Genomic DNA, 11256 nt, shown 5'->3' with positions numbered 1-11256 from the left:
TTTTTGAGATAGTCTCTATAATAAAGAGAAAGGAACAGGCTTATGAGAAAGATGAAAGCGTCAATAAAAATTGCATTAGCATCAACGTTAGTAGTAACATCAACAGCTGCAATTGCTTATGCAACTCCTAAAATCCTTGAAAGTAAAAGTATTGAGAGAGAAAATAAATTAAAACTAGCTGTAGAAAAAGTCGATGGTGATACTGTTAAAGTTGCTTTAGATAATGTTCAAGAGATACCTAAATCCCTTCAATTTAGTATTCAATTACAGGGAGCAATTTTAAAAGATGGAGCAAATAGTATAAAAGATTTAATAAAGAAAGAATCTGAAGCAAGATTGAAAAGTAATGCATATTCAACTAACTCAAATGATGTGTTAGTAGATTATACTTATAATGAAAATGCTAATACTATTGATGTTTTAATAACATCTGAAAATGCAATCCCTAAAATAAGTAATAAAATAGAGATTTTTGAACTAGATGTAAAACCTGAATCATCAAATATGCTTGCTAAAAATGATTTACCTACGTATAAAATAGTTCCAAGCAATAACTATGAATATAAGTATGTAAGTAATACTAATAGAGAGTATATTAGCAAGACTGTAGATCATGATAATGAAAGTATATCACTTAATATGTCTCCAACTATAAAGTCAGGAGATACATATATAGAACTAGCTAAAGGAGAAAAACTAGAGTTAACTGCTAAAAACCTAGGTATAACAATGGAAGATCCAGAGGGTAAAGAAGTAAGGTTAGAGGTTAAAAAAGATGGTGTTGAAATAACAGAATTCCTTTCTGATACAGCAGGAGTATATGAACTAAGTTGTACAGCTATAGATAATTATGGTGATAGATCTGAAACTATAACTGTTCAAATATTTATAGCTGAAAATAAATCACTAACAATAGAAGCTGAGAATAAAGTTATAACAGTAGGAGATAAGTTTGATATATTAGATGGTGTAGCTGTAAAAGATGAAGATGGTAATGTGATAACAGATACTAATATAGATGTTAAAGTAGAAGGCAAAGGCGAAGTTTCAGGTGCTACTTCAGTAGATACAAGTAAACCTGGAGAGTATAAAGTTACTTACAGCGTAATAAATGATAAGGGTATTAAGTTTGAAAAGGAAATAACTGTAACTGTGGTGCCTAGGATGGAAGAGATTAATAGTGTTCCAGTAATAAATGCTGAAGATAAAGTTATAAAACTTGGAGAAACTTTTGATCCGTTAAAAGGAGTAACTGCGACAGATAAGGAAGATAAAGATTTAACAAAAGAAATAAAATATGAAAGTAATGTAGATGTAAATTCTGAAGGGGAATACATAGTTAAGTATACAGTGCAAGATAGTCAAGGCGCTACAGTAACTAAGACAATAAAAGTAATAGTTAAAAAGAATGTTATATTAGCAGAGAGTATAGCTATAAATAATAAATTTAATAAGCTATATGTAGGAGGCAGCAAAATTTTAACTGCAACTATAAATGAAGCTGCTGATATAAAGGAAATAGAATGGACAACAAGTGATGAAAATATAGCATCTATAGAATTAGTTGGGAATAGTGTTAAAGTAATTGCTAAGTCAGAAGGAAAAGTAACTATAACTGCATCAACTACTGATGGAAGTAATAAATCAGACAGTGTTATTATAGATATAATTAACTTAGAAAATGATGATGAAGTACCATCATTTATAAAAGATATGATAGATACTAATATAGTAACTCCTTTAATTGGAACAGGCGATATTAATTCTCCATTAGAAATGGAAGTTCAAAATGTAACTGTAGAAGAATTCAATAGTTTCTTAGAGAATTTAAGAGAACTAAATCCTACTTTAGAGAAAAAATATGAAGATGGAAACTTTACAGTATATAAAATAAAAGTTAATAAAAAATCAGAATTATTTATAACTTCTGATGAAGCATATATAGAACTAAGATTAGAAAATAGCTTAGACAATTTTAGTGAGTTAAAAACTGAATTAGAGGAGTTATTAAAATTAGCAGAAAATCCTGGAGACGAAAACAATTCAGAAGATGGAAGTAATTCAGGAAACGGAAACAATTCAGGAACAGAAAATAACTCTGGAAATGGCAGCAATTCAGAGAATGAAAATAGTTCAGAAAGTGAAAATAATACTGGAATTAAGTTACCTATAACAGGGCAAGAAAGCATATTAGGTTACTTGGGTGTAGCAGCGATAGCAGCAGGTACAGTATTATTTAAAAAGAGAAGGAAAAAATAAATAGTCTATTGTTTAAGTGTGTATTCCTATTAATAGGGATACACACTTTTATCATATAAATTAATATAAATGAAAAATAATATAATATAATATTAATTTATTATTAATAAAGTTCTAGGAAGCTACTCCATGTGGACTTTCATTTAATTATTAGCTGCTGATGGTGTATAAACTCTTTTAGCAAGCTCTTCATCAAGCATATATAAAGCAGCAGGGTTTCCATCTGATCTTCTTACTTTCTTTAAAAATGAGTTGAAATTATTTTCTTCTTCAACTTGTTCATCTATAAACCATTTTAATAAGCTAATGGTAGAATGTTCTTTTTCTTCAAGAGCAATATCAGCTATTTTATAAATTTTGCTAGTAACTAATTGCTCGTGTTCATAGCCCTTTTCAAATAAGTCAATTATATTATTATAATTTGAAGAAGGTTTAGGAATTTCTTGTAGTCTTACTACACCATTTTTTTGAAATATGTAATCATATAATTTTATGGCATGAGCTAATTCTTCTTGAGCTTGAACTCTAAAGAAATTTGCAAATCCGCTTAAATCTATTGATTCTGCATAAGCTGCCATAGCTAAATATGTATAAGATGAATAAAACTCAAAGTTAACTTGTTCATTAAGGTTATTTAAAAGATTTTCGCTTAGCATATGTACTCTCCTTTGTATTAAAGTATTGAATTCAGCTTTTAATTTATAAATATATATTTTAAAATTTGAATTATTAAAGTAAAAAATTATAAAAGTTATTATCTAAAAAGTAATAAATTGCAAATTATAATTAAATCGTTCCACTATATAATTAGGTAAGATACATATTTATTATTTGCATGTTTATAGGATAATATTTAGAATATTTTATTTATATTTAGATAATATTTTTTAGACAAATACAAAGAATTTTTAGCTAAATTAAGTAATTTATATAAAAAGAGATATTTTATATTACATAAGAAAAATATTTTTTATGCAATAAATGTAAGATGGATAGAGGTTGCATAAAAAATTACTAGACTTTATTGAGAGTTTAGATCAAATAAAAAGAAGAAATATTGAAATATTATCTAGTGAGTTTGAAATATAAACTATGCAAATTTGTATAGTTTTTTATTTTTATAACATATAAGTATAAGAAAAGTGTTAATATAGTTAATAAATAAAATAGTTGATAGGAAGGAGAGGAAAGCATGAGAAAACCTATTATTGGAGTTACAGCACTTTTTGATGATGATAAAGATAGTATTTGGATGTTACCATCATATTTAGATGCAATTACTGATTCAGGAGGAATTCCAGTTATATTGCCTATTATAGATAGAGAAGAAGATATAAAGGCTTTGGTAAATAATTTTGATGGATTTTTATTGGCTGGTGGGCAAGATATAAATCCTAAAATATATAATGAGAGAAAGCTAGCTCATTGTGGATATATAAATGATGCTAGAGATAAAATGGAAAAAGCCTTATTAAGTGAAATATTGAATATAGATAAGCCTATACTTGCAATATGCAGGGGCTTTCAACTTCTAAATTCTTATTTAGGTGGTTCTTTATATCAAGATATAGAAATAGATAAAAATAATAATAAAGAGAGTATTCATAGACAAGAAAAGCCGTATAATAAACCAAGCCATAAAGTAAAAATTAAAAAGAATTCTTTATTATTCGATATTATGAAAAAAGAAGAAATAATGGTAAATAGTATGCATCATCAAGCTATAAAGAAGATTTCCACTAAGGTGAGTGATGCTGCAATAAGTGAAGATGAAATCATAGAGAGTATTTATATAAAGGATAGGAGATTTGTATTAGGGGTGCAGTGGCATCCAGAACATTTATATAAAGATTATGATGAGCAGTTTAATCTATTTAAAGAATTTATAAATAGATGCTATTAAGTATAGTGAAGTCCCAGAAAAATACTTTTAATAACTTTAAATGGTAATTAAATACTATTAATGGAAAATATAAACATTGTGGAAAAATGCTAGAAAAATAAGAAAAGAATAAGAAAGATGAGTTAAACTTAAGCAATAAAGAATAACACTTTTTACTTAAACTAATAAAGAGAGTAAGATATGAGTATTGCTAGTAATAATTAATTCATGAAGTTTGCAAGCTGTATCAAATATAACTAAGGAGTTGTACTTTGTGGAAGTAAATAGTGTTAATCTAAGCCAAGAAGTATATATATCAGATGCAGAGAAGATATGTAACTGGCTTAGTGATGAGGAAATAACAAGTTATTTAAATGAAGATAATAATGTGAAAAGAAATTTAATTAACGTTATAAATAGAGTAAATATGCCTATATTAACTCATCTTTTTAACAATAATTGTAGATTTTTTATTATAAAAAATCTATATGGTGCAATAGGATTTTTACGATTAGTTCCAAAAGGTGAGTTTGTAGAAATCGTTATTGCAGTAGGTGAAAAGGATTTATGGGGAAAGGGAATAGGTCATAATGCTGTACTAGAAGCTTTAAAAGTAGCTTTTTTTGAAATGAGAGCTGAATATGTTGTAGCTAAAATTAAAAAGATTAATAAAAGATCACAAAATCTTTTTAAGGGTCTAGGGTTTGAGCAAGCTAAAGAGCTTGAAAGAGAAATTGAATATCATATCAGTATGAAGTCTTTCATTAAATCTGCTGCCTAAGGTTATTTAAACCATAGATTTCTTTAATTTTATAATAAAGTAGATAGCCTTAAAAATTATAACAATATATAGTTATTAATTCTGCTAAAAAAGTATTGATTCTTGTTAATCAGTACTTTTTTATTTTATATAAATTATAATAGTATTTATACAAAATAAATATTATGATTGATATTTAAATTAGAAGATAAAAATCCGTAAGAAATATTTTAAGTATTATGGTAAATTATTAATGGAGGTAGATATATGAATAAGGAGGAAAAATGGAAAGTTATCATAGAAAATGATTCAAGATATGATGGGGATTTTTTTTATGGAGTTAAAACAACAAAAATATTTTGTCGTCCATCCTGTAAATCTAAAAATCCAGTTAAAGAAAATGTGAAATTCTTTTCTACCACTGAAAGTGCAATTAAAAGTGGATTTAGGCCTTGTAAAAGATGTAGACCTGATTTGATAGAATACAATCCGATTACTAATATTGCTAATAGTATGAAGGAGATTTATGATAAATATTATTTTGATGAAGAGCTTATGAATATTAAGATAAGAGATCTTCATATAGCTAAAAGTCATTTAATAAGAGTTTTCAATAAAACTTTTAGATTAACACCTAAAGCATATATTTCTAAAATTAGAATTAATAAAGCTAAGGAACTTTTGAAAGTTAGTGACAAATCAATTACTGAAATTTCTTATGATTGTGGATATAAGAGTTTATCAACTTTTTATGATAATTTTAAGAAAGTTGAAGGGATGAGTCCTATGAGTTATCGTATAAAATAATTAAGAATCTGCTTATAAAATAGATGTGAAGGAGTTATATGAAAAGTATTTTTTATTATGAGACTATAATTGGAGAAATTGGAATAGCTGATAATGGAAAGGGTATTACCAATATTTGTATAAAGAATAAATTAAAGATTGAAAAAGATATGGAAATAAGAGAAACTAAATTAATTAAAGAGGCGGCAAATCAACTTAATGAGCATTTTTCAGGAGATCGAATAGATTTTAGTATTTCATTAAATCCAGAAGGAACAGAATTTCAACGTAAAGTATGGAATGAGCTAATTAAGATACCTTATGGAGAAACAAGAACATATAAGGAAATAGCAGAAAAAATAGGAAACTCTAAAGCAGCTCGTGCTATTGGAATGGCAAATAATAAAAATCCAATATTAATAATTATACCATGTCATAGAGTTGTAGGTAAAAATAAAAGCTTAGTTGGATATGCTGGAGGCCTAGAAATGAAAGAAAAGCTACTACAAATAGAACATAGAAATTCATTTTAGGGTAGTAATAAATTAATAGGTAATAGATAGGGGGAGAGCATTTTGGATTTTAATATTGATGAAAATGTAGCCTTAAAAATAAGGGAAGAACTTATAAATTTGTCAGAAGAAGATTACAGGGATTTTTCTTCGAAGCTTTTGCCAGGAATTGATAACATACTTGGAGTTAGACTACCAGCATTAAGAAAAATTGCAAAAAGTATTGCTAAGAAAGATTGGAAAAATTACTTGGATAATGCAAGAGATGATTATTTTGAAGAAGTAATGCTACAGGGGATGGTAATTGGATATATTAATAATGTTGATATAGATGAAATTATAAGTCTTATTAGAAAATATGTACCAAAGATAAATAATTGGTCAGTTTGTGATAGCTTTTGTAATGGGCTAAAAATTACTAATAAAAATAAAGAAAAAATGTGGAAGTTCATAGAAGAGTATCTTTCATCAAATTATGAATTTGAAGTAAGGTTTGCAGTAGTAATGTTATTAAACTTTTATGTTGAAGAAGACTATGTTGAGCTCGTTTTAAGCAATTTAGATAAAATAAAACATGATGGATATTATGTTAAAATGGCTGTTGCTTGGGCAATTTCTATTTGCTATGTAAAGTTTAGTGAAACAACTTTGAATTATCTAAAAGAAAATAACTTAGATTATTTTACATACAATAAATCATTACAAAAAATTTGTGAATCGCTAAAGGTTTCTAAAGAAGAGAAGAATATCATTCGAGGTATGAAAGTTAAATTAAATAATAACTAAAGATATTAGACGATTTATAAAGAAGTTATTAAATCGTCTAATATCATGTTACCTCCAAGTCTATAATCATAGTTAGAAGTACTATTTATGGATTTTATAAAACTCCAAGTTGCATTCCAAAGTTTAACTACAAAGAGATAACCTTCTAATTTTTCTTTTAGATCTTGTGAAGAGTAACCAAAATATCTTTTAATCAATTCATTTCTCATATCGTCATTTAAAAACCAAGATAAAGTAGCTAGGTCAAAAAATATATCTCCCATAGCAGTAAATTCAAAGTCAATAAGATAAATAGAGTCCTTAGTATATAAAATGTTAGAGATATTTAAATCATTATGACATAATCCATAATGAAATTCTTTAGTTAATTTATGTTCTAATGAGGTTAATTTTTCTACTAATAGATTTATATCGTGATTAAAATCAAAGCTTAAGTCAATTAAGATGTTAATATTTTTATTAATTATCTCAAAAGGATTAAAGTAATTATTACATTTTAAACTATGTAGTTTTTTTAATGTAGAAATTAAGCTATTAATGAAAAGTAGTGAGTTATAAAATTCTATATTAATTTTAGTAGATTCTTTAAATTCACTTAATAAGACTCCATTATATTTATTATGATAAAGTATATTGGGAGAAATATTATGTGGCCTAATTATATTTAAAATTTCATTTTCATTATAAAAATTATTGGTGTTATCTTTACTTGGAATTCGCAAAACATATTTTGAATTCTGTAATGTTACTAAATAGTTTGAATTGTTTAGCCCACCAAGTTTAGTGAGTGAAATATTTTCTTGTAACTTATTCATAAAATCTCCTACTATTATATTGTTGTTTATACATTATATCAGATATAATATAAAAAGTGTTTAAGGTTATAATATACTTAATAGTACGCTGTATAAAAGTGACATTTAAATTTGAATTCTTAATTATATAACGTCCTATTATATATTAATTATAAATTTAATAAACATTATAATTTTATTTTAATTTCAAAATAAACAATTTAATACAAAAGTAGGAGATAAATATGAAGAATTATAAATTTGAAGCAGAAATAATAAAGCATGAAGGAAAAGATGCCACCTATATAGAAGTTCCTATAGATGTTGAAAAAGAATTTGGAGCTAAGAGAGTAAAGGTTAAAGTAAAATTTGATGGTGTGGATTATAGAGGATCAATAGTAAAAATGGGCTTACCTTGTTATATGATAGGAATAACTAAGGAGATAAGAAATAAGATAGGTAAAACCTATGGCGATATTATAAATGTAGAATTACAAAAAGATGAAGAAGAAAGAATTATAGAGTTACCAGAAGAGTTTAAAGAAAAGCTTATGGAAAATAATGATGCATATAAATTTTATGAAAGCTTATCTTATTCACAACAAAGAAAGTATTTTCAATGGATAACTTCAGCTAAAAAGGAAGAAACTAAAGTGAAAAGAATGGAAGAAGCAATAGAAAAGTTAGCAAACAAAATAAAATTATAATCCCTAAAATGTATTAGAATATAAAAAAAATGAGATATAATGAAAAAATTATTAAAATAATTTATAATTGATTATGATTAATGGAGGGATTTATAATGGATTTATCTAAGCTTATCGAGAATAAAGGGCTTACTGAGATTGAAATAAAAGTTTTAAACTATATAGTAGATAATATAGATGATGTAAATAAATTAGGTGTTAGAGGAATTGCAAAAAATAACTATACTTCAACATCAACAATAATGAGGCTTTCTAAAAAACTTGGTTATTCTGGTTTTTTAGAAATGCAATATAATTTAGTATCTTTAAAAGGAAATGAACTAGGAGATAATTTGAATGAAAGAGATTTTGTTGATAGCTTAGATATGGATAATCTTTTGAAGGAAAATTCTAGTAATTGCATTAATAGATTTGTAGACATTTTATTCAATGATAATAATAAATTTATTTTCATATATGCGAATGGATTTTCAGGAATTGTAGCAGAATATATTAATAAGAAGCTTTTAGTTATGGGAAAAAGATGTATATTATCCAATGGTACAGATTCAATAGGAGTATTTGAAAATAACTTAGATTACATAAGTTCAATTATAGTTATTTCAAAATCAGGAGAAACTCCAATGGTTTTAAACAAGGTAAAAACGGCAAAGGAACATGGAATTAATGTGATAGCATTTACAAATGAAAGAGAAAATAGCATAAGTAAACTTGCAGATATAAGTTTTAAAATTGATGACGCAAATAAGCTGGATGACAGAAATTTAATGCCAAATACATTCTTTCCAAAGGTTTTGGTTATGGTTGAGTTGTTAATATATGAATATTATAAACGAAAAAGTAATAATTCTAAGTAACGTGTTATCTAATTGGGTAACACGTTTTTTTGAAGGTGAAATCTATATACAGATAAATTGACACTTATTATAATAAAAATGTAAATGATTTCTGAAAAACATTAAATGGAGGTAAAAAAATGAAAGAAAAGATAATGAATAAGTTACAGGACTTTTCTAAAGGAATGTTTGTACCTGTTTTAATATTACCTATAGCAGGTATAATTATTGCAATAGGAAATATATTAACAAATGCAAAGTTAGCGGAGTACTTGCCATTTTTAAAAAATGATGTTGTGTATGGACTTGGAAAAATGCTATCAGGATCTTTAGTTTCAATATTAACTAACTTAGGTATTATATTTTGTGTAGGTTTAGCGGTAGGACTTGCTAAGAAGAAAAAAGCAGAAGCAGGTTTTACATCATTATTAGTATTTTTAGTATTTATAAATGCAATGAATATATTTTTAACATTAACTGAAAAATTAGCACCAGCAGATGCGTTAAGAGGAAGTGGACAAACAACTGTATTAGGTGTGCAAATATTGGATATGGGAGTTTTCTTAGGAATTATATTAGGAGTAGTTGTTGCATATATCCATAATAAATTCTGTGAAAAAGAATTTGATGGAGCATTTCAAATATATGGTGGATCAAGATTAGTATTCATTATATTAATACCAGTAACAGTTGGTTTAGCAATATTATTTAGTTATGTTTGGCCACCAGTACAAAATGTTATTAATAATCTTGGTGAGTTTATACAAGGTTCAGGAAACTTTGGTATATTCACATATGGAACTTTAGAAAGATTATTAATTCCAACAGGATTACATCACTTAGTTTATACTCCATTCTTATATAGTTCATTAGGTGGAGTTGCTGAAATCGGCGGACAAGTTTTTGAAGGAGCTAGAAATATATATTTTGCAGAAATGGCTGATCCAACTATAGCTAAGCTTTCAGCATCAGTAATTTGGGATGCAAGAGGACTTTCAAAGATGTTTGGTTTAGTAGGTGCATGTTTAGCTATGTATCATACAGCATTACCAAAGAATAAAACTAAGATAAAAGCAATATTAATCCCTGCAGCTGTTACATCAATTCTAGCAGGTGTTACTGAACCAATAGAATTCTCATTTATGTTTGCTGCACCAGTATTATTCGTAATTCATGCAGCATTAAGTGGACTAGGAATGGTTGTGTTAAACATTTTAGGAGTAACAGCGATAGGACCAAATGGCTTAATAGATTTCTTATTATATAATCTTCCACTTGGAATAGAAAAAACAGGTTGGCCAATGTATATATTAATTGGTTTAGGACAATTCGTAGTTTACTATGTAATATTCAGATTTGTAATAAGTAAATTTAAGTTAAAAACGCCAGGTAGAGAAGAAGATGGAGATACAAAGCTTTATACAAAGAGTGATTATAAAGAAAAAAATGCAACTAAAGGTAACTCAGTTAATGGTGCTGACAATAAGGATGCTGAAAATGCAGGATTAGCACCTATAATAGTAGAAGGTCTTGGTGGAGTAGAGAATATAGTAAAAGTTGACAACTGCTTTACAAGATTAAGATTAATATTAAAAGATTCATCACTAGTTAATGAAGCTTTATTAAAAAATGAAACTGCAGCTAATGGAGTTGTAATAAAAGGTGAAAACGTACAAGTAATTTATGGTTTAAAAGTTACTGGAGTAAGAAAAAGTGTAGATGAATATCTTGGAATAGAGGCAAATTAAACTATATTTATATTTAGGAGTGGCTAAAATTAGTCACTCCTATTTCTAATAAAGTTTTAAATTTATTAGAAATTAAATAATAAATTAGTTTCAATTCTTCATTTTACTTAAGTAATATGATAATTATTTAATATAGTATTAGCATTAATTATATAAATTGCTGATTGAAATATAAATTAGGAGGTA

General features: G+C 26.5%; 11 protein-coding genes. 9 read left to right on the top strand and 2 right to left on the bottom strand.

What is annotated here, in order from left to right; translation table 11 throughout:
* Positions 1 to 42 precede the first annotated feature (42 nt).
* Positions 43 to 2259: an immunoglobulin-like domain-containing protein gene (locus J7M87_RS02205; RefSeq protein ID WP_291648245.1), complete on the top strand. Its 2217-nt coding sequence runs from the start codon at positions 43 to 45 to the stop codon at positions 2257 to 2259.
* Between the two features lie 143 nt (positions 2260 to 2402).
* Here the strand turns inward: J7M87_RS02205 and J7M87_RS02200 are convergent, their stop codons facing one another.
* Positions 2403 to 2915: a ferritin gene (locus J7M87_RS02200; RefSeq protein WP_291648243.1), complete on the bottom strand. Its 513-nt coding sequence runs from the start codon at positions 2913 to 2915 to the stop codon at positions 2403 to 2405.
* Between the two features lie 536 nt (positions 2916 to 3451).
* Between J7M87_RS02200 and J7M87_RS02195 the strand changes: the two genes are divergently transcribed.
* The 5 genes from J7M87_RS02195 (at position 3452) to J7M87_RS02175 (ending at position 6985) form a co-directional block, all read left to right on the top strand.
* Positions 3452 to 4162, top strand: coding sequence for a gamma-glutamyl-gamma-aminobutyrate hydrolase family protein (locus J7M87_RS02195; protein WP_291648242.1), 711 nt, complete (start codon positions 3452 to 3454; stop codon positions 4160 to 4162).
* 253 nt (positions 4163 to 4415) lie between these two features.
* On the top strand, positions 4416 to 4922 hold the full coding sequence (locus J7M87_RS02190) for a GNAT family N-acetyltransferase (RefSeq protein ID WP_291648240.1): 507 nt from the start codon (positions 4416 to 4418) through the stop codon (positions 4920 to 4922).
* Positions 4923 to 5168: 246 nt separating this feature from the next.
* Complete coding sequence (locus J7M87_RS02185; RefSeq protein WP_291648237.1) at positions 5169 to 5708, top strand: Ada metal-binding domain-containing protein; 540 nt, start codon at positions 5169 to 5171, stop codon at positions 5706 to 5708.
* 38 nt (positions 5709 to 5746) lie between these two features.
* Positions 5747 to 6220, top strand: a complete 474-nt coding sequence (locus tag J7M87_RS02180) for a methylated-DNA--[protein]-cysteine S-methyltransferase (protein ID WP_291648235.1) — start codon at positions 5747 to 5749, stop codon at positions 6218 to 6220.
* Between the two features lie 42 nt (positions 6221 to 6262).
* Positions 6263 to 6985, top strand: coding sequence for a DNA alkylation repair protein (locus tag J7M87_RS02175; RefSeq protein WP_291648233.1), 723 nt, complete (start codon positions 6263 to 6265; stop codon positions 6983 to 6985).
* Positions 6986 to 6999: 14 nt separating this feature from the next.
* Here J7M87_RS02175 and J7M87_RS02170 read toward each other — a convergent pair whose 3' ends face one another.
* On the bottom strand, positions 7000 to 7800 hold the full coding sequence (locus tag J7M87_RS02170; protein WP_291648231.1) for a phosphotransferase: 801 nt from the start codon (positions 7798 to 7800) through the stop codon (positions 7000 to 7002).
* A gap of 224 nt (positions 7801 to 8024) precedes the next feature.
* Here J7M87_RS02170 and J7M87_RS02165 point away from each other — a divergent pair, with 224 nt between their 5' ends.
* From J7M87_RS02165 to J7M87_RS02155, 3 genes are all read left to right on the top strand, one after another.
* Positions 8025 to 8486 carry a YdeI/OmpD-associated family protein gene (locus tag J7M87_RS02165; protein WP_291648230.1) on the top strand — a complete coding sequence of 154 codons (462 nt, stop codon included), beginning with the start codon at positions 8025 to 8027 and terminating at the stop codon, positions 8484 to 8486.
* A gap of 95 nt (positions 8487 to 8581) precedes the next feature.
* On the top strand, positions 8582 to 9343 hold the full coding sequence (locus J7M87_RS02160) for a MurR/RpiR family transcriptional regulator (protein ID WP_291648228.1): 762 nt from the start codon (positions 8582 to 8584) through the stop codon (positions 9341 to 9343).
* Positions 9344 to 9462: 119 nt separating this feature from the next.
* Positions 9463 to 11070: a PTS transporter subunit EIIC gene (locus J7M87_RS02155; protein ID WP_291648226.1), complete on the top strand. Its 1608-nt coding sequence runs from the start codon at positions 9463 to 9465 to the stop codon at positions 11068 to 11070.
* The last annotated feature ends 186 nt before the right edge of the window (positions 11071 to 11256 follow it).

The sequence above is a fragment of the Clostridium sp. genome (genome assembly GCF_017888565.1).
Classification (GTDB): Bacteria; Bacillota; Clostridia; order Clostridiales; family Clostridiaceae; genus Clostridium.
Note: the sequence above shows the minus strand (reverse complement) of the source record. Positions and strands in the feature narration are given on the sequence as shown.

Bases quoted from the DNA above. Each gene is read 5' to 3' on its own strand.
- J7M87_RS02165 (WP_291648230.1), top strand. From the start codon at position 8,025: ATGAAGAATTATAAATTTGAAGCAGAAATAATAAAGCATGAAGGAAAA.
- J7M87_RS02195 (WP_291648242.1), top strand. From the start codon at position 3,452: ATGAGAAAACCTATTATTGGAGTTACAGCACTTTTTGATGATGATAAA.
- J7M87_RS02180 (WP_291648235.1), top strand. From the start codon at position 5,747: ATGAAAAGTATTTTTTATTATGAGACTATAATTGGAGAAATTGGAATA.
- J7M87_RS02185 (WP_291648237.1), top strand. From the start codon at position 5,169: ATGAATAAGGAGGAAAAATGGAAAGTTATCATAGAAAATGATTCAAGA.
- J7M87_RS02155 (WP_291648226.1), top strand. From the start codon at position 9,463: ATGAAAGAAAAGATAATGAATAAGTTACAGGACTTTTCTAAAGGAATG.
- J7M87_RS02200 (WP_291648243.1), bottom strand. From the start codon at position 2,915: ATGCTAAGCGAAAATCTTTTAAATAACCTTAATGAACAAGTTAACTTT.
- J7M87_RS02160 (WP_291648228.1), top strand. From the start codon at position 8,582: ATGGATTTATCTAAGCTTATCGAGAATAAAGGGCTTACTGAGATTGAA.
- J7M87_RS02205 (WP_291648245.1), top strand. From the start codon at position 43: ATGAGAAAGATGAAAGCGTCAATAAAAATTGCATTAGCATCAACGTTA.
- J7M87_RS02170 (WP_291648231.1), bottom strand. From the start codon at position 7,800: ATGAATAAGTTACAAGAAAATATTTCACTCACTAAACTTGGTGGGCTA.